Genomic DNA, 24,583 nt, shown 5'->3' with positions numbered 1-24,583 from the left:
TTCACCCCATCAGGTGACAGGGTGAAGCGCGTCGCCGGGACGTACCGCCCCGGTCAGGCGTCGATGCGCGAACGGTCCAGGGTGGCCGCCGAGCCGGTGATGAACTCCTTGCGGGGCGCCACCTCGTTGCCCATGAGCAGGTCGAACACCTGCTCCGCGGAGTCCAGATCGCCGATGTTGATCCGGCGCAGGGTGCGGAAGCGGGGGTCCATGGTGGTCTCCGCCAGCTGGTCGGCGTCCATCTCGCCGAGGCCCTTGTAGCGCTGGATCGAGTCCTTGTACCGGATTCCCTTGCGCTGGTACTCCAGCAGGGTCTGCCGGAGCTCGCTGTCCGAGTACGTGTACACGTACTTGTCCTGGCCCTTCTTGGGCTGGATCAGCTCGATCCGGTGCAGCGGCGGTACGGCCGCGAACACCCGGCCGGCCTCCACCATCGGGCGCATGTAGCGCTGGAAGAGGGTCAGCAGCAGGCAGCGGATGTGGGCGCCGTCGACGTCGGCGTCGACGAGCAGGACGATCTTCCCGTACCGGGCCGCGTCGAGGTCGAAGGTCCGGCCCGAGCCGGCTCCTATGACCTGGATGATCGCCCCGCACTCGGCGTTCTTGAGCATGTCCGAGACCGAGGACTTCTGGACGTTGAGGATCTTGCCGCGGATCGGCAGCAGCGCCTGGAACTCGGAATTCCGGGCGAGCTTGGCGGTGCCGAGGGCGGAGTCCCCCTCGACGATGAAGAGCTCGCTGCGGTCCACGTCGTCACTGCGGCAGTCGGCCAGCTTGGCCGGCAGCGAGGAGGACTCCAGCGCGGTCTTCCGGCGCTGGGCCTCCTTGTGCTGCCGGGCGGCGATCCGGGTGCGGGCCGCCGCGACGATCTTCTCCATGACGGAGCGGGCCTGCTGCTTGTCGTCCCGCTTGGTGGAGGTCAGGAAGGCCTTGAGCTCCTTGGCGACCACGGCCGCGACGATCCGGGTGGCCGCCGAGGTGCCGAGCACCTCCTTGGTCTGGCCCTCGAACTGCGGCTCGGCCAGCCGGACGGTCACCACCGCCGTCAGGCCCTCCATCGCGTCGTCCTTGACCACGTCGTCCTCGGCGACCCGGAGCAGCTTCGCGGAGCGGAGCACCTCGTTCACGGTCTTGGTGACCGAGCGCTCGAATCCGGACACGTGGGTGCCGCCCTTGGGGGTGGCGATGATGTTCACGAAGGACTTCAGCTGGGTCTCGTACCCGGTGCCCCAGCGCAGGGCGATGTCCACGCCGAGCTCGCGGGTGACCTCGGTGGGGGTCATGTGACCGCGCTCGTCGAGGACCGGGACGGTCTCCTTGAAGGTGCCCTGGCCGGTCAGCCGGAGCACGTCGCAGACGGCCTTGTCCTGCGCCAGGTACTCGCAGAACTCGCTGATGCCCCCGTCGAAGCGGAATGTCTCCTCGGTCTTGCCGGCTCCGTCGATGCCGCGCTCGTCGCAGACCACGATGGTCAGGCCGGGGACCAGGAAGGCGGTCTGGCGGGCGCGCTGGTAGAGGTGCTCCAGCGAGAGCCGGGCGTCCTTGAGGAAGATCTGCCGGTCGGCCCAGTACCGCACCCGGGTACCGGTGCGGCCCTTGGGGACGCGCTTGCCCTTGTGGAGCCCGTTGGCCGGGTCGAAGGGGCTGTCCGGACCCTGCTCGGTGAACATGCCGGGGACACCCCGGCGGAAGCTGATCGAGTGGGTGGCGCTGTTCCGGTCGACCTCGACGTCGAGGCGGGCGGAGAGCGCGTTCACCACGGAGGCGCCGACGCCGTGCAGGCCGCCGGAGGCCGCGTAGGAGCCCCCGCCGAACTTGCCGCCGGCGTGCAGCTTGGTCATGACGACCTCGATGCCGGACAGCCCGGTCTTCGGCTCCACGTCGACGGGGATGCCGCGGCCGTTGTCACGGACCTCGACCGAGCCGTCGTCGTGCAGGATGACCTCGATGTGGTCGCAGAAGCCGCCCAGGGCCTCGTCGACCGAGTTGTCGATGATCTCCCAGAGGCAGTGCATGAGGCCACGGCTGTCGGTGGAACCGATATACATGCCGGGGCGTTTCCGGACGGCCTCGAGACCTTCGAGGACGAGCAGGTGCCGCGCGGTGTAGTTGGAGCCGTCCCGGTCTGCTCCGGTCAGCAGCGCGCTGGAAGGCACGGACGTGTCGGCGGTCACGCAGTTCGCTCCTCGCTGAATTTCTTTTCTGGCCCGGTCGGGCTCAGGGGTGGCTCGGTTGCCCGTCAGAGGGTACCGAGGCCTGGTAGAGCCGATGCAACGCCACCCTCGTGCCGGTTCAGCCTAATGCAGATCCGCACGGGTGTTCGATACTTCGTTGGAGTGAAGCAAACATCACGTTCCCTTCCGCGCATGAACCATTTAGGGTTCGGGCACGTCCTCATGAACAACCGGCACTCACGCCGGGGAGGATCAAACCGGCTACACGCACTGACAAGCAACGCGAAACCGTAAAGCAACGCAATACGGCTCCTTCGCCGCCAACCGGCAGCAGCCGGCCAGCTTCGGAAGGAAGTTTCGAGGAAAAGCCGCGAGCGGGAACGTTTTCGGCCTGGTTGGATGTTGACCCTGGTACGACAGCTCGTCGAGCTAGAGAAGAGGCGACGTGACTACTGTTCTGACCCCCGCGACCCCGCTGACGGCCGCTGACCGATGCGACCGTTGCGGCGCCCAGGCATATCTGCGCGTCGTCCTGATGAGCGGCGGTGAACTGCTCTTCTGCGCCCACCACGGGCGTAAGTTCGAGCCGGAACTCAAGAAGATCGCCGCGGAAATACAGGATGAGACTGAGCGGCTTACGACCGCTCCGGCCAGCGCCGACACCGAGGATCGCTGACACTCGCATCCCGACGAGCCAGGACCGGCCAGGCCGGTCGACGGGCGGTACCCCTGTAACCCAGGGGTGCCGCCCGTCCTCGTGTCGCAACCCGGCCCCGGCCGGGTCAGCCCGTCATGAACCCGGCGAGCGGGGCGATCTTCGTATAGACGCCAGGGCTGTCCGCGCGCCCGCAGCCGCGTCCCCAGGACACCAGCCCGATGAGACGGCCGCCGGCCACCAGCGGCCCGCCGCTGTCCCCCTGACAGGCGTCCTTGCCGCCTTCCTGGACCCCGGCGCACACCATGGACTCCGCCAGGTACCGTCCGTCGGCGTCCCCGGGATACGCCGCCCGGCAGACCTCGTCCGCCAGCACGGTCACTCCGGCGGCACGCAGCGCGTAGGCGTAGTCACCGAATCCACTGGTATCCCCCCAGCCGTATACGGCAGCTTCGGTACCGGCTGCGTACCCGGGATCCCCCGGACCGGCGAGCGGGACTACGTAGTGCGCCGGTACGGCTTCGTGGAGTTCCAGTACGGCGAGATCCCCGGCGTTGGTCGCCGGATCGTAGGCGGGGTTCACCCGGGCCCCGCGCACTGCGATCTCGCGGCCCTCGGCCGCCCGCAGCTCGGTGCGCCCGATGATCACCCGGAGATCGCGCACGGATTCGACCGGGCCGCCCAGGACCTGGCGGCCGAGGCAGTGGGCCGCGGTCAGCACCTTGGTCGGGCCGACGATCACGCCCCCGCAGAACTGGCCCGCCCGCGTACCCCCGAACCGGTCACGGCTGGAGAGGGCCACCACCCACGGACTGTCTGCGATCTTGACCGGCTTTCCGCCGATCACCCCTCCGTCCGGGGCGGCCTGCCGCGCCTGGGCGAGGGGTATGGCGGCGGCTGCCGCCGCCAGGGTCAGTGCGCCCGCCAGGACACGGGCGAGGGGACGACGCATGTGACCTCCTGACTCCGAGTGTGTACGACTCCACTCAGAGTGGGATGCCCGGTGGCCGTGCGCACCCGCGCGGCCACCGCGCGCCGTCCCCTGCCGAGCCCACGCGGCGGGTCCCCCGGCTGGTCCGCGGCTAGTCCAGGTAGTCGCGCAGCACCTGCGAGCGCGACGGGTGGCGCAGCTTCGACATGGTCTTGGACTCGATCTGGCGGATCCGCTCACGGGTCACGCCGTAGACCTTGCCGATCTCGTCCAGGGTCTTGGGCTGGCCGTCGGTGAGCCCGAAGCGCATGGAGACCACGCCGGCCTCGCGCTCGCTGAGGGTGTCGAGCACCGAGTGCAGCTGTTCCTGCAGGAGCGTGAAGGAGACCGCGTCAGCCGGGACGACCGCCTCGGAGTCCTCGATGAGGTCACCGAACTCGCTGTCGCCGTCCTCGCCCAGGGGGGTGTGGAGGGAGATCGGCTCGCGGCCGTACTTCTGGACCTCGATGACCTTCTCGGGGGTCATGTCGAGTTCCTTGGCGAGCTCCTCCGGGGTGGGCTCGCGGCCCAGGTCCTGGAGCATCTGGCGCTGCACGCGGGCCAGCTTGTTGATCACTTCGACCATGTGCACCGGGATGCGGATGGTGCGGGCCTGGTCGGCCATGGCGCGGGTGATCGCCTGCCGGATCCACCAGGTCGCATAGGTCGAGAACTTGTAGCCCTTGGTGTAGTCGAACTTCTCGACGGCGCGGATCAGGCCCAGGTTGCCTTCCTGGATCAGGTCCAGGAAGAGCATGCCGCGGCCGGTGTAGCGCTTGGCCAGGGAGACCACGAGGCGGAGGTTGGCCTCCAGCAGGTGGTTCTTGGCCCGGCGGCCGTCCTCGGCGATGATCTCCAGCTCGCGCTTGAGCTTGGGGGCCAGCTTGTCGGAGTTGGCCAGCTTGTCCTCGGCGAACAGGCCCGCCTCGATCCGCTTGGCCAGCTCGACCTCCTGCTCGGCGTTGAGGAGGGGGACCTTGCCGATCTGCTTGAGGTAGTCCTTGACGGGGTCCGCGGTGGCGCCGGCGACGGCCACCTGCTGGGCCGGGGCGTCGTCCTCGTCGTCGTCGGAGAGCACGAAGCCCTTGTTCTCGCCGGTGTCTTCCTCTTCGCCCTCGCCGGCCTTGACCACGGCGGGGCCCTCGTCGAGGGATTCTTCGCCGGTGGACTCGTCGGCGGTCTTCGAGGCCGCCGTCTTCTTCGCCGCGGTCTTCTTCGCGGCGGTCTTCTTGGCAGGTGCGGCCTTCTTGGCCGCCGTCTTCTTGGCCGCTGCCTTCTTGGCGGGCGCGGCTGCGGTTCCGGTCTCGTCCGCGAGGGCGTCTGCGGCGGTCTCCGGGTCCGTCGGCCGTTCCTCCGGGGCGGCGGTGTCGGCCGCCGTCGCCCGGGCCGCGACGGTCTTGGTGGCCGTCCGCTTGGCCGGGGCCTTCGCTGCGACGCTCTTGCGGCTGCGCTTGGGTGACTCCGCGGCACTGACCATCAGCGTCACACCCTCTTCCTCGAGGATCTGGTTGAGGCTGCGCAGAACATTCTTCCACTGGCTTTGCGGAATCTGGTCAGCCTCGAAGGCCCGACGCACGTCATCGCCGGCGATCTGCCCCTCGGCCTTGCCCCGCTCGATGAGCGCCATCACAGACTCGGACTCGGCGATCTCCGGCGGGAGCGTACGGGATGTGCTGGCCGACACGAACAACCTCTCGGAACGATGGAAACGGCTTCCGACCCCGGTCTGGTGCTGGACCGGAGCCGACGACCACCGACGGGGATGGGCCGGCGGCGCGGGCAGGGGCCGGGGAGCTCCACAGCACCCGGTACGGCTGCTGTACTACCTCCGTCGGCCATCACCTCTTAGGTCATCGCGAGACCTCGCGGAGCGTTACGCCCAATCTTCGTGGCCCGAATCACATCGGCCCGCCGGGGACGTGTCCCGGCGGTCCTGTCGCCGGGCCCGGCGGGCCCGGCGACAGGCGGTTCTTCTCCGTGTCGCGGCGCCCCCCGCGCGCTCCCGCCGGTCAGTGCTCGCGCGGTGCCGGGACCACGCGCTCGACCTCCGGATGAACTGTCAGCAGCTGGCGCATGGCGTTCTCGGCGCCGGTCGCGTCGCCGGCCGCGAGGGCCTCGACGATCCGGGCGTGGTGCGCGACGCAGGTCTCGCTGGGGCGGTCGCAGGCGGTGACCGGGCTCCCGGAGACCTGGAGGGCGGCGGAGACGATGCCGGAGAGGTGTTCGAGCATGCGGTTTCCGGCGACCTGGATGAGCAGGGCGTGGAACTCGTTGTCGGCCCGGGCGAAGGTGATCGCGTCGCCCTGGCCGAGGGCGTGGCCCATGATCTCTACCATGTCGGCCAGGCGCTGCTGGACGTCCTGGCGGCCGTGGCCGGCGGCGAGGCGGGCGGCCAGCGGCTCGATGGTCCAGCGGAGCTCGTTGAGCTCGCGTCGCTGGTCCTCGCGCTGCGGGCCGAAGGCGCGCCACTCGATGATGTCGGGGTCGAGCAGGTTCCAGTCCGCGACCGGGCGGACCCGGGTGCCGACGTTGGGGCGGGCGCTGACGAGGCCCTTGGCCTCCAGGACCCGGAGCGATTCACGGACGACCGTGCGGGAGACCTCGAAGCGCTGGCCGATCTCCTCGGGGACCAGCGGGCGGTCCGCGCCGAGGTCGCCGGAAACAATCATCTGACCGAGCTGCTGGACGAGTTGGCCGTGCAGTCCGCGTCCGCGGCTGCCTGCCGCACGGCGTCCGACCCGGCTCAACTCGACGTCGGCACCGTCCCAGTGGGACGCGCCGACGCGGTCGGCGCCGGGGGCGTCCGCGTAGGGGTAGCGATCGAGTTCGCCCGGGCCGGCGAGGCCGGTGTCGGCATGGCGGGCGGCGGTCATCATGGTGTGCGCAAGGGTACTCACGAATCCTTTGTCGGCCGTGCCTGAAGGACCCTTGAGGTCTTTGGTGAAAAGCACACGAAAGGGTGATCAGTGCCACCTACGCAATTGACGCCTTATCGTAAGGAATCGATCACCACCGGACTCGGCTGCGCAGACCGGTGAATCCGTAGGCGCACAGCAGGACCGTCAGGGACAACAACAGGGCGGTTCCGACGGGTTGGGTCATGACCCGCAGGGCCCCCAGCACCAGCCGGTCCGCCTCCGGCGGCCACTGGGCGAAGGACAGGCCGCGCAGCCGCGCGGCGAGCCCGGCAGCCGGGTAGGCGGAGGGCCCGGCCAGGGCCTTGCTCACCAGCGGAACGACCATGACGGGTACGGCGAATACGGCGGCCAGCCCGGCGGTGGCCGAGCGGAACACCCCGGAGGCGAGCACCCCGGCCCAGGCGCAGCCGATCAGCAGCCCTGCCCAACTCGCCGCCGGCGAGATCCATTCCGCCGGGGGCCGCAGCAGGCCGTGGTCGAACACCAGCCGCAGCGCAGCCGCGTCGGCGGTGACGGCGAGCGCGCCGAGCAGCAGCGCGAGGGCGGCGCAGACGCCCAGTTTGGCGAGGAGCAGCCCCATCCGGCGCGGCACGGTACCGCGGTCGGCGGCGAGCACGGGATAGCGGTACTCCTCCCCGAAGGCGAGCGCGCCCAGCAGCCCGGCGCCGATCGCGGCCGGGGGCAGCGGCAGCCGTTCCGGCCAGGCGGCGAGCAGCCGGTGCTGCGGGGTGTGCCCGGCCCGGGCGAGCAGCAGAGCGGTGACCACGGAGACCGCGATCACCGCCGCCGCGGTGAGCACGGGGGTGGCGGTGCCGAAGACGCGGCGCAGCTCGTAGCGCAGTGGCCGCAGCGGGCCGCCGACCCGGCGCACGGCCGAGGGAGGCCGCCCGGCCCGGGCGCGTTCGGGCCCGGCAGCCGTCTCGGCACCGGCAGCCGTTTCGGTACCGGCGGCCGGCCCGGCCGGGGGCACCGGGGCAGGGGCGCCGGTGTCTCCGGTTTCGTCGGCGAGCTGGTGGACGAGCACCCCGTGCCGGAAGGCCGCCTCGCCGATCTCGGCACAGCTGCTGCCGTAGACGGACAGCCGGCTGCCGCTCTCCTCGACGACCTCCACCGCCCGCCGGCCGGCCCGGGCCTCGCGGCCCAGCACGTCGGCCAGCCGGGCGGCGTGCGGGGTGCGTACCGCGACCCGCGGGCGCAGCCGGGTCCGGGCGAACTCGGCCACGTCCTGGTCGGCGACGAGCCGACCGCCCTGGATGGTGACGACCTGGTCGGCGGCGCGGGCGGCCTCCTTGGGATCGTCGGTGGTGAACAGCACCGCACCGCCGAGGGCGGCGTGGCCGCGCAACAGTCCGTGCATCCAGTTCTGTTCACGGGGGGAAAGCCCGGCGGCCGGCTCGTCGAGCAGCAGGGTGCAGGGATCGGCGAGCAGCGCCGCGGCCAGCCCGACCCGGCGGTCCATGCCGACGGACAGGGAGCCGAGCCGCTGGTCGCGCAGGCCCGCGATACCGACGACGTCGAGCATGGCGTCCGCCCGGGAGGCGGGCACCCCGGCTGCGGCGCAGAGCATCCGCAGCTGGTTCCGCACGGTCCGGGCGGGATGCCCGGGGAGCTCGCCGAGCAGGACGCCCACCTCCCGCCCCGGATGCGGGATGCGGTGCAGCGGGCGGCCCCGGAAGTAGGTGACCCCCCGCCCGGGTTCGAGTTCGAGCATGAGCCGGAGGGCAGTGGTCTTGCCCGACCCGGCTTCGCCGAGCAGGGCGGTCACCCGCCCGGGGCGAGCCTCGAAGGTGAGGTCGTCCACGGTGGGCGGGTGGTCTCGGCGGGGTGCACTGGTGAGTCCGATGGCCTGGAGCATCGCTTCTCTCGCGGGAGGTGAGACCGCTCGGCGGCAGGGTGAGTACCGCCATCAAGATAACGCGATATGTCCGATTTTCGGCGCAACGGCTCCGGTTCGGTGTCGGATCGTCAGACTTCCGGGCGCAGCATCGGCGGGTTCAGCAGGGTGGCGCCGCCGGCCCGGAACAGCTGGGCGGGACGGCCACCCTGACGGGTGGTCGTACCGCCGGCCGGCACCAGGAACCCGGGGGTTCCGGTCACCTTGCGGTGGAAGTTGCGCGGGTCGAGGGCCACGCCCCACACCGCCTCGTACACCCGGCGCAGCTCGCCGACGGTGAACTCGGGCGGGCAGAACGCGGTGGCGAGCGAGGAGTACTCGATCTTCGAGCGGGCCCGCTCGACCCCGTCCGCGAGGATCCTGGAGTGGTCGAAGGCGAGTCCGGCGGAGGGCTCGCTCTCCGCGGCGAGGAGTTCCTCCACCGGGGCCCAGCGCGCGCTGTTGGCGTCCCCGCCGGCCCGGGGCGCCGGGAGGTCCGGGGCGAGCACCAGATGCGCCACGCTGACCACCCGCATCCGCGGGTCCCGCTTCGGGTCCCCGTAGGTGGCGAGCTGTTCGAGGTGGGCTCCGTTGCCCGCGCCGGGATCGGCGGGGTCGTGGGCGCACAGGCCGGTCTCCTCGGAGAGCTCCCGGCCCGCGGCAGCCGCGAGGTCCTCGTCTCCGCGCACGAAACCGCCGGGCAGCGCCCACCGCCCCTGGAACGGCTGCTCACCCCGTCGGACCACGAGCGCGCAGAGCGCGTGGCGCCGCACGGTGAGCACGACCAGGTCGACGGTGACGGCGAAGGGCGGGAAGGCCGACGGGTCGTAGGGCGACATGCCGCGATCATAGTCGTCTGCCTGACGATAAACAGCGCTTTGGCGGTCCGGACCACAGCGGCCCAGACGCCGCGTCCCCTACGTCGCCAGTTGCAGCGCATCGGCGGCCTCCTCCACCATGCCCAGGCCCAGCCGGCTGACCCGGACCGCGAACGGTTTACCGGCCACCCGCAGGCCGGAGAGTCGCAGAGCGCCGAGTGGTGCGCTGCCGACCGGAGCGAGCGCCACGGTGCCGGCCGGTGCATCGGGGCGGATCCCGGCGAGCGCGGCGAGCACATGGATTCCGGCGGCAGCCGCCACCGAGGCCGGGCGGCAGGCCGCGGGGTGCGGCAGCGGGGCGCTGCCCTCGGTCCGCTGCTCGGCCGCATACATCTCGGGCAACCGGTAGGCGAAGGACTCGGCTGCGTCCAGCAGACCGCGGAGCAGGCCGGCGGCCTCCTTCTCGAACCCGGCGGCGGCCAGGCCGGCGACCGCGATGGCGCTCTCCTGCGGGCGCACTGCTCCCGAGCGGTGGCCGAAGGGGTTGTGTCCGGGTTCGCGCACGGCCATGCTCCGCAGCCCCCAGCCGGAGTCCATCGGCGGGGCTCCGAGCAGCCGGGCGAGCTGCTCGGTGCGGACCGGGTCCAGCAGCCCCGGGGCGAGCCGCCCGCCACCCAGCAGCCCGGTGTCGAGCAGGTGGGCGGCTGCGCCGGTCAGCCGGGGCAGTGGGCGCCCGTCGGGGTGCAGGGCGGACGCCGGCCGCCCGCCGGAGGGGCCGTCCCCGTCGATCCAGAACCGCGCCCGGAACCGCTGTCCGAGGGCAGCCGCCCAGTCCCGCCATTCCTCGGCATCCGGGCGGCCACACTCGGCCAGCAGGTCGGCGCCGAGCAGCGCCGCCCGGTGGGCGTGGGCCTGGGTCTCGCATCGGCGTGGCCCGGGGTCCGGGTCGGCCAGGAACCCGTCCTCCCCGAGGTTGGCCCGCAGCCAGCCCAGGCAGCGTTCGGCGGCCGGCAGCAGCTCGGCCAGCTCCTCCTCCGGCAGTCCCCAGCGGCGGGCCTCGGCGAGGACCGCCGGGAAGGCGAGGGTGGCCTCGGTCCCCGTGCAGCCCGGCGGCAGCTGCGGCCCCGCGCCGCGCAGCGGGCCGGGGATCTTGCCCGCCTCCGGCCCCCGGCCGCCCGTCTGTGTCCGGGCAAGGATGCGCAGGGTGGCGACGGCTAGGCCGGTCCCGAGCGGCAGAGCCATCCTGGCGGCCCACAGGGACTCCGCCGGGGCGATGCCCAGCCGCCAGGGCGCACCGGCCGCCGCGAAGGCGTCGGAGGGCCCTCCCGGGTCTCTCAGCAGCAGCGCCCGCAGGTCCTCCAGGCTGGTCCGGAACCAGATGTCGGCGCGCGGATCGTCCCCCTCGGCCCGGGCCTCGGACAGCGGGTTCGCCACTTGTCCCACGGGGGCCCTGGCCGTGCGGTGCTGTGCGGTGCGCAGCTCGATGGTGCGGGCCTCGCCGGGGGCGAGTTCCAGCTGCCAGCGGAGCAGCCCGGCGGAGGCCACCGCATCGTCCGGGGGCGGCTCGGCGGTGGTGACCGCCTGGGCTTCGCCGGCGCTCCAGCGCAGTCCGGAGGTGTGCACCCCGGCAGGCACTTCGGGCCCGGCCCGGCCGGAGGCGACGGCGGCCAGGTCGGCCAGGTCGGTGCCGAGGGTGATCTCCACCGGCACCCGGTGCGGTCGGGCCGTGAAGTTGCGCAGGGTGATGCGCTCGGTCCCGTCGGCATGCCGGACGCGCTCGATTCCGATGTCCGGGTCCGGGCCGGCTTCGGCGCCGGTGCGCACGGTGGCGGTGAAGCCGGCCCGGTCCGCGCCCAGGCTGCGGCCCTGCACGGCGACCGGGTCACGCCCGGCGACCCGCAGCAGGCAGCGGGAGAGCAGCCGACGCCCGGAGCGGTAGATGCCGTCGAGTCCGGACCCGGTGAGCTGGCCGTGCTCCGGGGAGATCGCCAGGCAGGGCGCGGCAACACAGATGACGGCGCCGTGCACGGGCGGCAGTTCGGGCCGGCGGGCGGGGGGAACGGGGTGAGCCATGCTTCGGGCTGCCTTGTCTGCCGGGGCTGCGCTCGGGACGGGTGCACTGGGGCGGCCGCGCGGCCGGGCCGCCGCCACCTGATGGCTGAACGCCCCCACCCCCGCCCGGGTCACGGCCGCCGGCTGCGCCGGCCGCGGCCGGCCTACTGGCCGTGCCGCCCGGGCGGCCACCCCGCGTACGGCACCGGCGAGGGTCGATGCCGCCGCTGCCGCGAGCCGGGTGCCCCCGAGGACGGCCTTGGGAGGGGCTCCCGCCGGCCGGGGCCGGCGCTCGGGCCTCATTGTTCGCTCCCGGCCGTGCGGCGGGTGTTCCGGCGGGAGGTCTTAGAGCGACGTCCTGCCGGGCGGGACAGGGACGGCCGCTTGCGGCGGGGTTCGCGGCGGCGCCGCTCTTCGCGCAGGCAGTGGCGGAGCCCCTCCGGATCGATGCCCTCGTTGCAGGCCCGGTGGAGCAGCTGGGCGAAGCGGTACTCGGCATCGGCCCGCAGCGCCAGGGAGAGCGCGATCCGGGCGGTCGGCTCGTCCCCGGTGGACCAGGAGACCCAGCCGGCCAGGGTGAGCGGGGCCGCGGCGTGTTCCCCGTACGCCCCGACGCAGCGGCGGGCCAGCGCGCGCCACAGGCGCAGCGCGGGGGCCGCCTCCTCGTCCTCCATCCATTCCGCCGCGATGTCCCGGATCTCCCGGTCCTGGAGGCCGAGGATGAGCGCGGCGGCCTCCTCGTTGCCGAGCAGCGCATCGTCCCAGTCGTCGGCCGGCGGGCCGCCTTCCGCGGGCGGCGCGAGAGTCAGCCGCCGCATCAGGGTCCGGGCCAGGGTGAGGGTCTCCGCGCCGGCTTCCTCCCGGGTGGTGCCGTCGAGGATCCTCGGCACCAGTCCCACGGCGGTCCGGTCCAGTGCCCGCACCTGTTCCTCGGCCACCGGCCCGCGCAGGGGCGCCAGCCGGTTTTCGATCTCCTTGAGCGTGCCCCGCACGTGGAGCCCCGCATAGGTGGCGGCGGCGGCCATCACCGAGGTCCCGGGGGCGGCCAGCGGGTTCCCCTCGGCCGGGCAGCAGCGGATGTCCGGGCAGCAGTAGGACCAGTACCTGCCGCCTGAGATGCAGAGGGCCTCCAGCACCGGCACGTCCAGGCCGCCGCAGGCCAGCCGGATCCGCTGGGCGAACGGCCGGAGCCTGGTCATCACCCGCTGGGCGCTCTCGCCTTCCTCCGGATCCTGGCAGAGGAACAGAACGATGCCGTCGGGCTTGCCGCCGCGCCGCTCGCTCCCCCGGACGAGGCAGTCCGCGACCTGGCGGGCGGTGTCCTCCCATTCCGCGGCTGTGGTGGGGAGGCCCACCCGCAGTCGGCCGCCGAACCGGCCGCCCTCGCCGTGGACGGCGACCATGACCAGGGAATCGTTGGGGTGGAAGCCGACCATGTACGGCAACGCGTCGGCCAGTTCGGCCGGGCTGCGCAGGGTGATCTGCGGGCCGATGGGCGACTGCGGAGACTTGATGGGTTCGTGGTTCTTCGTCATGCCCCGACGGTCGCGGTCCGGGCCCCGCCCCCGAAACCCCTGTGGACAACTCCTGGCATGTCCAGAACCCCGCACGGCTTTCAACTTCCACAGGGCCCGGTGGCCGATGGCGCGATGTCCGACCCATCAGGTTGCATGGGGGCATGAACGCAGACCTGAGGTCCTCGGCCGATTCCGTGCTCGCCCGCCTCGTCGGTGACCCGACGGGCACCGCGCGGCTGCGCGAGGACCAGTGGCGGGCGATCGAGGCCCTGGTCGCGGACAAGCGACGCGCGCTGGTGGTGCAGCGCACCGGCTGGGGCAAGTCCGCCGTGTATTTCGTGGCCACGTCCCTGCTGCGGGCCGCCGGCGCCGGGCCGACGGTGATCGTCTCGCCGCTGCTTGCGCTGATGCGCAATCAGGTGGAGGCCGCCGCCAGGGCCGGCATCCACGCGCGCACCATCAACTCCGCCAATCCGGAAGAGTGGGAGACCATCCAGGCAGAGGTCGCGGCAGGCGAGGTCGATGTCCTGCTGGTCAGCCCGGAGCGGCTGAACAACCCCGATTTCCGCGACCAGGTCCTGCCGAAGCTCGCCGCGGCGACCGGCCTGCTGGTGGTGGACGAGGCCCACTGCATTTCCGACTGGGGGCACGATTTCCGCCCGGACTACCGGCGGCTCCGGACGATGCTGGCGGATCTGCCGCCGGGGGTGCCGGTGCTCGCCACCACCGCCACCGCGAATGCCCGGGTCACCGCGGACGTCGCCGAGCAGCTGGGTACCGGCGCGGGCACGGACGCGCTGGTGCTGCGCGGCGCGCTGGACCGGGAGAGCCTCAGCCTGGCGGTGCTGACGCTGCCCACGGCCGCGCACCGGCTGGCCTGGCTGGCCGACCACCTGGGCGAGCTGCCGGGGTCGGGGATCATCTACACCCTGACGGTGGCCGCGGCCGAGGAGGTGACGGCCTACCTGCGCCACCGCGGGCACACGGTGGCCTCGTACACGGGCCGGACGGAGAACGCGGACCGGATGCAGGCCGAGGAGGACCTGCAGGCCAACCGGGTCAAGGCCCTGGTGGCGACCTCCGCCCTCGGTATGGGCTTCGACAAGCCCGACCTGGGCTTCGTCGTGCATCTGGGCTCCCCGTCCTCGCCGATCGCGTACTACCAGCAGGTGGGCCGTGCAGGCCGAGGGGTGGAGCACGCGGAGGTGCTGCTGCTGCCGGGCAAGGAGGACGAGGCGATCTGGCAGTACTTCGCCTCCGTGGCCTTCCCGCCGGAGGAACAGGTGCGCCGGACCCTCGACGTGCTGGCGCAGGCGGGCCGGCCGCTCTCGCTGCCCGCCCTGGAGCCACTGGTCGATCTGCGGCGCACCAGGCTGGAGACCATGCTCAAGGTCCTCGATGTGGACGGCGCGGTGCACCGCGTCAAGGGCGGCTGGACCTCGACGGGCGAGCCGTGGGTGTACGACGCCGAGCGGTACGCGTGGGTGGCCCGGCAGCGGGCGGCCGAGCAGCAGGCCATGCGGGAGTACGCGGGCTCCGACGGGTGCCGGATGGAGTTCCTGCGGCGCCAGTTGGACGACGAGGGGGCCCAGCCGTGTGGCCGCTGTGACAACTGCGCGGGCACCCGGTTCACGGCGCAGGTCTCCGAGGCCGCGCTGGACACGGCACGCGGGGAACTGGGCCGACCGGGCGTGGAGCTGGAGCCGCGCCGGATGTGGCCCACCGGGCTGCCGGCGGTCGGGGTGGACCTCAAGGGCCGGATTCCGGCGGGTGAGCAGGCTGCCGTCGGCCGGGCGCTGGGGCGGCTGTCGGATATCGGCTGGGGGAACCGGCTGCGCCCGCTCCTGGCCCCGCAGGCTCCGGACCAGCTGATTCCGGACGATGTTGCCCAGGCGGTGGTGGCAGTTCTCGCCGACTGGGCGCGCGGGCCGGGCGGCTGGGCCTCGGGGGCACCGGACGCACCCGCACGGCCGGTGGGCGTCGTCGCGCTCCCCTCCCGCGGTAAACCCCAGTTGATCGGCTCGCTGGCCGCGCGGATCGCGGAAGTCGGTCGCCTTCCGCTGCTCGGCACGCTCGCCTACACGGACGCAGTACCGGAATTCGGGCTGCCGTCCTCGAACAGTGCTCAGCGGGTCCGGGGCCTCCATCAGGCCTTGACCGTGCCCCCGGCGCTGGCGGAGACCCTGGCGGAGGCAGCCGGCCCGGTACTGCTCGTGGACGACCGCTCGGAGAGCGGCTGGACGCTTGCGGTGGCGGCACGGCTGCTGCGGCGAGCCGGGGCAAAGGAGGTGTTTCCGCTGGTACTCGCGGTTCAGCCCTAACAGAATGCGTCATCGGGCGCGCAACTGGGCAAGGATATGAGCGGCATACCGGCCAATTCCGGTCGGCCGAGCCAATTGCTCGTTGCCGCGCGCTGATGGGCCACGCGAGAATTGGAGGGCTCCCGCTCGGCTCGTCGGCACTCTCCAGGGCCGCGCTGCGGCGCGCCGTCACCCAGCCGTGCCCCGTCAGCGGGCGTGTACCCGAAGGGAGGACCGTGACCTTCGGATTCGCCCCGCCCGCGAGCACGTCCATGGCAACGGCCGGCAAGGGGGTCAGCCAGCACGGCAGGCTGTTGGAGCCCGCCGAGTGGACGTCCGCCGGAATCCCGCTGCTGATCAATCCGCGCGAGGTGGTCAGCGGCTTGCACTCGCGGCACACGCCGGTGCCCGGGGTGGCCGTGATCGCGGTGCTGGGGCCCGAGGAGCGGCTGGTGGCCAGTGCGTCCTTCACCCACCGGCCCGGCTCGGCGGACGGCTGGGACTACCGCAACGCGCTGCTGGCCCGGCTGCGCCGGGTGCTCCCGCACGACCTGCGGCGTCGCAGTCCGGTCCGGACCGCGGTGCTGCTCTACTGCCGGGACGGCGACGAGCAGTGGACCGAGGAGGACGGGGCCTGGATGTGGGGGCTGCGGGACGCCTGCACCTTGCACGGGCTGCGCTGCGGTGCGTACATCACGCTGACCCGGGCGGGCTGGCAGGTGCTGGGCGAGGGCCGCGGCGGACGGATTCCGAGTTCGGACTCGCCGCCGGTGCAGCTGGGTGACACCGTGACGGACCCGGTGCCGCTGACCCTGCGCACGGGTGGCGGCGCCAGCGAGACCATGCGCCGCACCGTCGCACGCTGAACGGCCGTCAGACGCCCGTCAAGCGCAGCCGGGTGGGCCGGCAGGCGGGCTGGCCAGCTGGCAGCGTGCGTACGCGGACGGGCGTACGGACACGGCACAGCACGGTCGGACCGCGCCGGGACGGACGTACGGAACGGGGCTTCAGCGGGGCCGGCCCAAGGCCTGCCCCGCCCCTTGCCCGCTCCCCCGCGCGTGGGTACGGGGCGTCAGACGCCCGCGCCCAGCACGGAGTTGATCCGCTCCGGTTCACCGCACACGATCAGCAGCGCACCGGCTCGGGCCAGCGCGACCGGCAGCGCGCGGGCGGCCGAGTCGAGCGAACCGCCGTTGGCCGCGAAGACCACGACGGGTCGGCCCGCGGCCCGCTGCACCTGTGCGGCGTCCGCATAGAAGACGTCGTCGCCGGCGTCGTGCTGGGCCCAGTAGGCGGCCTCGCCGAAGGACAGCTCGTGCGCGGCCCACGGGTGCGGGTCGCCGGTGGTGAGCACCAGGATGTCGCCGGGCGCGCGCCCGGTGTCGAGCAGCAGGTCGACGGCCTCCTCGGCCGCGTCCAGGGCACCCTGGGCCGAGGCCGGGATGAGCTGGATCTGCGGTACCGCGGCGGAGACCGAGGGGGCTGCGGAGGTGGCTACGGGGGCAGGTCCGGGTGTTGCGCGCTGCACGGGAGGAACGGGCCTGGGGGCACCGCCTGCGTGGTTTGCCGCTGCCGGGGAGGGACCGGGGCGCCCGGGCCGCGGTGCGGCGGCGGGACGCGGACCAGGTACGGGGCGGGGGGTCTGCGCGGTGCGGCTCGCGGCCGGCGTGACGCGGGGACCCTGGGCACTCTCGTGAATCTGAGGCTCCTCGGGGGTGAGAGGCATGAGTTGATGTCTATCAAACACCGGTACGAAACGTACCGGTGGGTGGCACATGGGCGCGATCAGAAATCGAAGCCGAGCTGGCCTCCGTTTTCCAGATCCAGTGATTCCTCGCTGCGGCGGATCTTCTTGAGATGCCGCCACTGGGGCAGCCCGTCCATGTACGACCAGGAGAGCCGGTGGTACGGGGTGGGCCCCAGCTGTTCAAGTGCCGCCCGGTGTACGGGCGACGGGTATCCGGCGTTGGCCGCGAAGGCGAACTGCTCGATTCCGCCTCCGGGTTCGCCGAGCTCGGCCATCATGCGGTCGCGCCGGACCTTGGCGATCACCGAGGCTGCCGCCACGGCAACGCAGGACTGGTCGCCCTTGATCACCGTACGGACCCGCCAGGGCAGGCCGAGGTAGTCGTGCTTGCCGTCGAGGATCACCGCGTCCGGCCGGACCGGCAGGGCGTCCAAGGCCCGCACGGCAGCGAGCCGGAGGGCGGCGGTCATCCCCAGTTCGTCGATCTCCTCCGGGGAGGCATGGCCAAGGGCGTGGGCGGTGACCCAGCCTTCTAGTACCTCGGCGAGCTCGTCGCGCCGCTTGGGGGTGAGGAGCTTGGAGTCGGTGAGTCCTTCGGGCGGCCGGCGCAGGCCGGTGATCGCCGCGCACACGGTGACGGGACCAGCCCAGGCCCCTCGCCCGACTTCGTCGACCCCGGCGACGATCCGCGCGCCGGTGGTTGCACGAAGGGAGCGTTCGACGGTGTGGGTGGGTGGTTCGTACGGCATGGCGCCAGCAAGGGTACGCCGCTCGCTGCCCCGGCGACACCCCGGGCCGGGTCCGGCTCACCGGCTGAGCAGCGGCACCAGCACCCGGTCGATGAATTCCTCGATGTCCGAGTCTTCCCATTCGCTCCCGCACACCTTTGTCCGGTACATCATCATCGCCGGAATGACGTCGGCAACGAGGGGTCCGGTGGCATCCGGGCGGACATCGCCCCGCTCGATTCCGCGCTCGACCAGGGCCCCGAAGACCCGGCCGGAGGGTTCGAGGAAGGCCGTGCGGATGATCTCCTGGAATCCCTCCACACCCACCGCATCGCATTCGTGAAGAACCGACCTCAAGGCCTGCCCGGAGCGCGAATGCATCACATCGCGCATCCGGCGGCAGAGCAGCCGGAGGTCGCCGCGGATCGACCCGGAGTCGGGGACCTCGACCACCGGGGGCAGCGAGGCCCGCAGCGCGTCGGCGACGAGCTCCCCCTTGGAGGACCAGCGCCGATAGACGGCGGCCTTGCCGGTCTGCGCGCCGGAGGCGACGGCCTCCATGGTGAGCGCGTTCCAGCCGACCGCGCAGAGCTGTTCGATCGCGGCATCGACGATCGCCGCCTCCAGCTCGGCACCCCGTCGGCGCACCGGACCCGCCATCACTCCGCACCTCCACCGCTTCCGCCGCATCCCACTCACGCGCGAACCGTCGTACAGATTTTCAGCTTAGTGAACGCTTGAGTTCCCTAAGGCGGTCATTTTACGGTGAGCAGACAGTGAACGATCGCGTTCACTATTTTCACTTGGGGGATCAGCAGTGACATCAACACCCCTGACCACAGCCCGAATACCGGGAGCCGCCCGTCGCGCGGGACGTCCCGGAGTGGCCCTCACCGTCATCGCCGCCTGCCAGCTCATGGTGGTGCTCGACGCGACCATCGTGAACATCGCCCTGCCCCACATCCAGACCGCCCTCAGCTTCTCCACCACCGATCTGTCCTGGGTGGTCAGTGCCTACACCCTCACCTTCGGCGGACTGCTGCTGCTCGGCGGCCGGGCCGGCGACATCCTGGGCCGGCGCCGCGTCTTCCTGGCCGGAATCCTGCTGTTCACCCTGGCCTCGCTGCTCGGCGGCTTCGCCCAGGAACCCTGGCAACTGCTGGCGGCCCGCGCCCTCCAGGGCGTCGGAGGCGCGATCGCCTCACCCACCTCGCTCGCCCTGATCACCACCACGTTCCCGGAGGGCCCCGAGCGGAACCGGGCCTTCGGCGTATTCGCCGCGGTGTCCGCCGGCGGCGGCGCGATCGGCCTGCTCGCCGGCGGCATGCTCACCGAATGGCTGGACTGGCGCTGGGTGCTCTTCGTCAACGTCCCGATCGGGGTGCTCATCGCGGTCCTCACACCGCTCTACATCAGCGAGTCCGAACGCCACCCCGGCCGCTTCGACTTCTCCGGCGCCATCACCTCCACCGGAGGCATGGCCGCCCTCGTCTACGGATTCATCCGTGCCTCCGAGGAGGGCTGGCGGGACGCCCTGACCCTGGGTTCGTTCGCCGCGGCCGTTGTGCTGCTCGCCCTCTTCGTACGCATCGAATCCCGGGCCGCCGAGCCGATCACCCCGCTGCGGATGTTCGCCGAACGCAACCGGGCCGGCACCTACTTGATCATGCTCAGCCTCGCCGCCGCGATGTTCGGCATGTTCTTCTTCATCGTCCAGTTCGTCCAGAACGTGCTGGGCTACTCCCCCATCCGGTCCGGCCTCGCCTTCCTTCCGGTGACCGCCGTGATCATCATCGCCGCCGGCCTCTCCCAGCGGCTGCTCCCCCGCCTCGGCCCCAAACCCTTCATGGTCACCGGCGCCGCACTCACCGGCACCGGGCTCATCTGGCTGAGCTTCCTCGACAGCGACAGCAGCTACCTGTCCGGAGTCTTCGGCCCGATGCTGCTCTTCGGCTTCGGCATGGGCCTCAACTTCGTCACCTTGACCCTGACCGCCGTCTCCGGGGTCGTCCCGCACGAGGCGGGCGCGGCGTCCGGGCTGCTCAACGCGAGCCAGCAGGTCGGCGGTGCGCTCGGGCTGTCCATCCTGGTCACCGTGTTCGGCACCGCTGCCCGCGGTGAGACCGAGAAGCAGCTGCCGGGCTTCCTCGGCGAGGCCACCCCGGCTCAGCAGGCGGTCTTCGAGAAGACCGGCATGATGCCCGGGCCGGCCGGCCACGCGGTGCTCACCGAGGGCATCTCCACGGCCTTCGTCGCGGGCGCGGGGATGGCCGTACTGGCCCTCCTGACCGCCGTACTGGTGATCCGGGTGCGCACCAGCGACCTGGAGGCGCTGGGCGGCAAGGCTACCGCGGCGGGTCCGGCCGCCGCGGGCTAGCGAGCCGCAGGGGCCGCGCGTACGGAGGATGCGTACGCGCGGTCCGGTCGGCCGGGTCAGTACTCGTACCGGCTGTTGAAGGCTCCGAGCCGTGAGCAGACCTCGTACGAGGCCGTCACCGGCCGCTCGCGCAGGATCCGCTTCGCCCGGTGTTCACCCAGGCTGGTTGCGTACCAGGGCTTCTGTCCCCGCTCCGCCAGCTCGTCGTTGATCCCGCGCAGGGCGCAGGACCGGTGCGGCTCCGGCAGCCGGTCCAGGGCGGGCACCGCGTCCGCCGACAGCGTCTGGAAGTAGGTCAGATCGATCGCCTTGCCCGTGTCCCTGTCACTCGCCACAGACTTCTGGAAGCGGCTCACGTTCCTCTCCGCGATCAGCCCGTCCGGGGAAGCGAGTCCGAAGGCCAGGACCACGGCCCCGGCGCTCGCCAGCACCGCGCGCGGCAGCCAGCGGGCGCCGAACACCCCGGCCGCGATGATCAGTACGATCACCAGCCCGAGCCACAGCTCGAAGGTGGCCACCGAGAGCCGGAGCCGGGTCAGCCCGTACGCGTCCACGTAGAGGTCCATACGACGCAGCGCCGAGGCGACGACCACCAGGGTCAGCACGCAGAGCGCGCCCAGGACCCCGCGCACCAGCCGCCGGTCGCCGGGACCGGAGCGCGGGGCCCAGCGCAGGGCGAGGGCGATCACCACGAGGGTGAGCAGCGTGGCCCACAGCAGCTGCCAGAAACCCTGCCGGGCGTACTCGGCATAGCTGAGTCCGGTGCTGTCGAGCACCTTGTCGTAGCCCCCGAACAGGACCGCGAGCTGCACCGCGATGAAGCCGGCGAAGAGCAGGTTCAGCACGATCAGCGGAAGGGCCCACTCCACCGGGGAGCGCGGCGTACCGGGGGCGACCCGGATCCGGTCCCAGCGCAGCGGGGCGGCGGCGGCCCGTGCGGCAGCGACCGCAACCAGGCCGCCGAGCAGGAAGAACAGGATCCGGAGCGGCCCATCCTCGATGGACACGTCGGGGGTCAGCCCGCCCAGCAGATCGGCGAACGCGGCGTCGGCGGAGGCGAACAGGGCGCCGAACAGGACCAACAGGACCAGCCCCACACCGGCCGCCCTGACCACCGGCCACCAGCGCTCGCGGCTGCCGCTGCCGCTGGCCCGCAGGCCGGCCCAGGCCCACACGATTCCGGTCGGCGCCGCATCGAAGAAGCCGAGCGGGCTGAGCAGGACGCCGGGCCAGGTGCGGCTGCCGTAGAGGGCGAGCGCGCCGAGGCCGATGGCGGCGAACAGGGCGAGAACGGCGGGCCAGCCGGCGTCCCGCAGGGCGGGGACGGCGAGCAGCGCGAGGCAGCCGACCGCCCAGGCCAGGCTCCACGGGCGGGCCCGGCGGCCGGCGGCCCGCGCGGCGACGTAGGCGGCGACGACCGCCGGGACGGCGGTGATCAGCAGTCCGGCACCGAGCCCGTCGCCAAGCAGGAAGGCGGCGGCGAACGCGGTCGCGAGGACGCCCCAGAGGGTGGCGGCGCGGACCGGCGCGGGGTCGGCGGGCCGGATGAGCGTGGCCCACCCGGGCTGCGGGGTGGCGCGTCCGACGTACTGCGGCGCCTGCCACACCTGCTGGACCGTCCGCGCCTGCGGGGCCTGCGGGGCCTGTTGGGGCTGCTGGGCCGGTAGGGCCTGTTGCGCCTGCGACGCCTGCGGGGCCTGCTGTGGCTGCGGGGCCTGTTGCGCCTGCGACGCTTGCTGGGCCTGCTGGGCCTGTTGTGGCTGCGGGGCTTCCTGGGCCTGTTGGGGCTGCCGGGGCGCCTGCTGTGGCTGCTCGGCCTGCTGGTCAGCCGGCTCGGCCCGTTGGCCGGCCGGTTCGGCCTGTCCCGGCTGCTGCGCCTGCTGCGCGCGAGTCGTTTCGGCCGCGGCGCCGCCCCCAGCGCCCTTCCCGTCGTCGGGCTGTTCCGGCATCGGGTTCCCCTCCCCCTCCATGCCGCCCCGGATGGATCGGCCCGGAGCGGCGAAGCGGTCAGAGTAGGCCGGTGACGTGCGGGTTCAGCGAATCGCGGAGCGCCCTGTGGCAGGACCGTGACAAAGGGAACCGAACAAACCGGATCGGTCGGGACAGCGTCAGGCCTTCGGTTCCGGCAGCCAGGCCGGCAGGGCCTCCGTCTGGGAGACCCAGGCCTGCGGGAGCCCTTCCTCCCCGCGGGCGCCCAGCACCCCGCCGACGATCGCGCAGGTGGTGTCCATGTCCCCGCCCACCTGGGCGGTCGTCCAGAAGGCCTGCTCGAAGTCCCCCAGCGACCTGGCGGCCGACCAGAGGGCGAAGGGCACCGTGTCGTGCGCACTGGTGCGCCGTCCGCAGCCGAGCACCGCCGCGACCGTGGTCGCATTGCCGTAGTCCAGCATGTCCCGGGCCCGGCGCAGGCCGGCGCCCACCGCACTGCGCGGCACCAGCGCGATCACGCCGTCCAGCAGCGCGGCCGGCGTGGGCGGACCGGCCGGGGACGCCGCCAGGGCTGCCGCTGCGGCGACCGCCATCGCCCCGCACACCGCTTCCCGGTGCTGGTGCGTGGTGTACGAGGAGATCTCCGCCTGGTGCGTGGCCTGCTCGGGGTCGTCGGCGTACCAGGCGCCGAGCGGGGCGATCCGCATGGCCGCGCCGTTGCCCCAGGAGCCCTGGCCGTTGAACAGCTCGGCAGCGAGCGTCCGCCAGTCCTCGCCCTCCCGGATCAGCCGCAGCATCCGGTTCACGGCGGGCCCGTAGCCGCGGTCGAAGTCGTGGTGCCGGGCAAAGGACCCGGCCAGCGCGTCCTGGTCTATCCGGTGGTGCTCGGCGAGCACCGCGAGGACCGAGCAGGCCATCTCGGTGTCGTCGGTCCACTGCCAGGGGCCGGGCGGCAGCTCGCGCCGCTTGAGCAGCGGGTAGTTCGCGGGGACGAAGAACTGGGAGCCCAGGGCGTCACCCACCGCCAGTCCACGGAGGCTGGCCAGGGCGCGTGCGTAGCGCCGGTCGGGAGAGGAGTCAGGGGTCATCGCGGGCCACTCTAGCCGTCCAGGTCATAAGGCTCGGGTGTGGTCCACCGCTCAAACGGGCGGTCCATCCGGTAGCGGCCGTCCTTCTCGAGCCGGAGCACCCGGAACTCTCCGTTCCCCGGGTTCGACAGGCATTCGAACTCGGACACCGACCAGTGGAACCAGCGCATGCAGAACAGCCGCATGGTCAGCCCGTGCGTCACCAGCAGGACGTTCGGCGGATGGTCGGGGGCCTCGAAGCTGCGGTAGAGGCTCTCCAGGAAGGATCCGACCCGGTCGTAGACGTCCGCCCCGGACTCGCCCTGGGCAAACCGGTAGAAGAAGTGGCCGTACGCATCGCGGTAGGCCTTCTGCAGGCGTACGTCGTCCCGGTCCTGCCAGTTGCCCCAGTCCTGCTCGCGCAGCCGAGGCTCCTCGCGCATCCGCACCCGCGCCGGGTCCAGGCGCAGCGCGCGGAAAGTCTGCAGGGTGCGCCGGTACGGGGAGACGTACGCGCTGATGTGCTCCTCGCCGAAGAGCTCGCGCAGCCTTTCGCCGGTCGCGGCTGCCTGCGCATGGCCGGTGGGGGTCATCCGCAGCGCGTGGTCGGGCTCCCGCTCGTACACCGTGTCGTCGGCGTTGCCCTCCGATTCCCCGTGCCGGACGAGGACGATGCGTCGTGGTCGTACCATCCCATGACCCTAGTTGGCCTGTTCGGCGCATACGACCGCAGCACGCCACCCGTACGGTCACACCACAGCGCCCTCAAGCGGCTCTGCGGCCCTCCGCGACCGGCCACGGGCAGCAGTCGCGGACGCCGGTCAAACCGTCCAGGCCGGTTCCAGGTCGACCACGTCCCCGGTCAGTGCCTCGACATCGGCTTCGGTCTGGGCGCGCAGCGAGAGCCGTTCGACCCGTTCCTGCCGGTACTTGCCGTGCTCGGCCGCCGACTGCCACATGGACAGCACCAGGAACTCGCGGCCCGGCGCCTCGCCGAACAGCCCGCGCAGCATCCCCGGCGAACCGGCCATGGCCGGGTTCCACACCTTCTCCTGCATGAGCGCAAAGTGGTCCAGCCGGCCCTCCCGCACCCGGGTGTGCGCGACCCGGACCACATCGGCATCGGTGAACCGGGGCTCGAAGCCGGTCTTCACATCGAAGCGGTGGTCGAACAGCCTGGTGCGGACACCGGTGTAGGTGCCGTTCTGGGCAGCCGCCAGCCGGTCGTACGAACGGGCCATGAAGGAGTCGTAGAACGACCGGCTCTCCCAGAACGCAAAAACATGCGCGACCCCCTGCCGCCCCCGGCTCCAGCCGCCACCCTGCCCCCGGAATCCCGGCTCGCCAGGCAGCCCCGCCCATTTCCGCTGCCCCCGCTCGAACCCGCGTCGATCCGTCACCGTGCAGCGAATCCACTTGACCAGCACCGGGTCATCGTACGGTGCGCAGAGCGGACCC

Annotated in this window: 19 protein-coding genes; 4 read left to right on the top strand and 15 right to left on the bottom strand. The window is 72.4% G+C overall.

Annotated elements, in window-relative coordinates; genetic code table 11:
* Window positions 1-53: 53 nt before the first annotated feature.
* The gene (locus ABT123_RS03665) at window positions 54-2,174 is read right to left on the bottom strand and encodes a DNA gyrase/topoisomerase IV subunit B (protein WP_351309248.1); all 2,121 of its coding nucleotides are present in this window, start codon (window positions 2,172-2,174) and stop codon (window positions 54-56) included.
* A gap of 445 nt (window positions 2,175-2,619) precedes the next feature.
* Here ABT123_RS03665 and ABT123_RS03660 point away from each other — a divergent pair, with 445 nt between their 5' ends.
* Window positions 2,620-2,850, top strand: coding sequence for a DUF7455 domain-containing protein (locus tag ABT123_RS03660; protein ID WP_351309245.1), 231 nt, complete (start codon window positions 2,620-2,622; stop codon window positions 2,848-2,850).
* A gap of 106 nt (window positions 2,851-2,956) precedes the next feature.
* Here ABT123_RS03660 and ABT123_RS03655 read toward each other — a convergent pair whose 3' ends face one another.
* From ABT123_RS03655 to ABT123_RS03625, 7 genes are all read right to left on the bottom strand, one after another.
* Window positions 2,957-3,781 (bottom strand): S1 family serine peptidase, encoded by an 825-nt coding sequence (locus ABT123_RS03655; protein ID WP_351309242.1) that lies wholly within the window; start codon window positions 3,779-3,781, stop codon window positions 2,957-2,959.
* Window positions 3,782-3,911: 130 nt separating this feature from the next.
* Window positions 3,912-5,483 (bottom strand): RNA polymerase sigma factor, encoded by a 1,572-nt coding sequence (locus ABT123_RS03650; RefSeq protein ID WP_351309238.1) that lies wholly within the window; start codon window positions 5,481-5,483, stop codon window positions 3,912-3,914.
* A gap of 325 nt (window positions 5,484-5,808) precedes the next feature.
* Window positions 5,809-6,750 (bottom strand): FadR/GntR family transcriptional regulator, encoded by a 942-nt coding sequence (locus tag ABT123_RS03645; RefSeq protein WP_351309237.1) that lies wholly within the window; start codon window positions 6,748-6,750, stop codon window positions 5,809-5,811.
* Window positions 6,751-6,805: 55 nt separating this feature from the next.
* On the bottom strand, window positions 6,806-8,572 hold the full coding sequence (locus tag ABT123_RS03640; protein ID WP_351309235.1) for an ABC transporter ATP-binding protein: 1,767 nt from the start codon (window positions 8,570-8,572) through the stop codon (window positions 6,806-6,808).
* 110 nt (window positions 8,573-8,682) lie between these two features.
* Window positions 8,683-9,429: an NUDIX hydrolase gene (locus ABT123_RS03635; protein ID WP_351309232.1), complete on the bottom strand. Its 747-nt coding sequence runs from the start codon at window positions 9,427-9,429 to the stop codon at window positions 8,683-8,685.
* 78 nt (window positions 9,430-9,507) lie between these two features.
* Window positions 9,508-11,481 (bottom strand): glycogen debranching N-terminal domain-containing protein, encoded by a 1,974-nt coding sequence (locus tag ABT123_RS03630; protein ID WP_351309229.1) that lies wholly within the window; start codon window positions 11,479-11,481, stop codon window positions 9,508-9,510.
* Window positions 11,482-11,759: 278 nt separating this feature from the next.
* Window positions 11,760-12,995 carry a DUF4192 domain-containing protein gene (locus tag ABT123_RS03625; RefSeq protein ID WP_351309226.1) on the bottom strand — a complete coding sequence of 412 codons (1,236 nt, stop codon included), beginning with the start codon at window positions 12,993-12,995 and terminating at the stop codon, window positions 11,760-11,762.
* 143 nt (window positions 12,996-13,138) lie between these two features.
* On the opposite strand from ABT123_RS03625, the gene ABT123_RS03620 reads away from it, so the two are divergent.
* Both ABT123_RS03620 and ABT123_RS03615 read left to right on the top strand, forming a co-directional pair.
* Window positions 13,139-15,298: a RecQ family ATP-dependent DNA helicase gene (locus ABT123_RS03620; RefSeq protein WP_351309223.1), complete on the top strand. Its 2,160-nt coding sequence runs from the start codon at window positions 13,139-13,141 to the stop codon at window positions 15,296-15,298.
* A gap of 215 nt (window positions 15,299-15,513) precedes the next feature.
* Complete coding sequence (locus ABT123_RS03615; RefSeq protein ID WP_351309220.1) at window positions 15,514-16,143, top strand: hypothetical protein; 630 nt, start codon at window positions 15,514-15,516, stop codon at window positions 16,141-16,143.
* A gap of 206 nt (window positions 16,144-16,349) precedes the next feature.
* Here the strand turns inward: ABT123_RS03615 and ABT123_RS03610 are convergent, their stop codons facing one another.
* The 3 genes from ABT123_RS03610 to ABT123_RS03600 are packed head-to-tail and all read right to left on the bottom strand — an operon-like array spanning window position 16,350 to window position 18,412.
* Window positions 16,350-17,003 carry a hypothetical protein gene (locus ABT123_RS03610; RefSeq protein ID WP_351309217.1) on the bottom strand — a complete coding sequence of 218 codons (654 nt, stop codon included), beginning with the start codon at window positions 17,001-17,003 and terminating at the stop codon, window positions 16,350-16,352.
* 59 nt (window positions 17,004-17,062) lie between these two features.
* Window positions 17,063-17,773, bottom strand: a complete 711-nt coding sequence (gene rnhB, locus ABT123_RS03605) for a ribonuclease HII (RefSeq protein ID WP_351309214.1) — start codon at window positions 17,771-17,773, stop codon at window positions 17,063-17,065.
* Between the two features lie 57 nt (window positions 17,774-17,830).
* Window positions 17,831-18,412 carry a TetR/AcrR family transcriptional regulator gene (locus tag ABT123_RS03600; protein ID WP_351309211.1) on the bottom strand — a complete coding sequence of 194 codons (582 nt, stop codon included), beginning with the start codon at window positions 18,410-18,412 and terminating at the stop codon, window positions 17,831-17,833.
* 157 nt (window positions 18,413-18,569) lie between these two features.
* Here ABT123_RS03600 and ABT123_RS03595 point away from each other — a divergent pair, with 157 nt between their 5' ends.
* Complete coding sequence (locus ABT123_RS03595; protein ID WP_351309208.1) at window positions 18,570-20,129, top strand: MFS transporter; 1,560 nt, start codon at window positions 18,570-18,572, stop codon at window positions 20,127-20,129.
* A gap of 56 nt (window positions 20,130-20,185) precedes the next feature.
* On the opposite strand, the gene ABT123_RS03590 is transcribed toward ABT123_RS03595, so the two are convergent.
* From ABT123_RS03590 to ABT123_RS03575, 4 genes are all read right to left on the bottom strand, one after another.
* The gene (locus tag ABT123_RS03590; RefSeq protein WP_351309205.1) at window positions 20,186-22,078 is read right to left on the bottom strand and encodes a DUF4153 domain-containing protein; all 1,893 of its coding nucleotides are present in this window, start codon (window positions 22,076-22,078) and stop codon (window positions 20,186-20,188) included.
* A 159-nt stretch (window positions 22,079-22,237) separates the two neighbouring features.
* On the bottom strand, window positions 22,238-23,146 hold the full coding sequence (locus ABT123_RS03585; RefSeq protein WP_351309203.1) for an ADP-ribosylglycohydrolase family protein: 909 nt from the start codon (window positions 23,144-23,146) through the stop codon (window positions 22,238-22,240).
* An 11-nt stretch (window positions 23,147-23,157) separates the two neighbouring features.
* On the bottom strand, window positions 23,158-23,817 hold the full coding sequence (locus ABT123_RS03580) for a histidine phosphatase family protein (protein WP_351309200.1): 660 nt from the start codon (window positions 23,815-23,817) through the stop codon (window positions 23,158-23,160).
* Window positions 23,818-23,946: 129 nt separating this feature from the next.
* The gene (locus ABT123_RS03575) at window positions 23,947-24,552 is read right to left on the bottom strand and encodes a YdbC family protein (protein ID WP_351309198.1); all 606 of its coding nucleotides are present in this window, start codon (window positions 24,550-24,552) and stop codon (window positions 23,947-23,949) included.
* Window positions 24,553-24,583 lie beyond the last annotated feature (31 nt).

Origin of the sequence: Streptomyces sp. NPDC002054 (assembly GCF_040296685.1) — a bacterium.
Lineage (GTDB): Bacteria > Actinomycetota > Actinomycetes > Streptomycetales > Streptomycetaceae > Streptomyces.
Note: the sequence above shows the minus strand (reverse complement) of the source record. Positions and strands in the feature narration are given on the sequence as shown.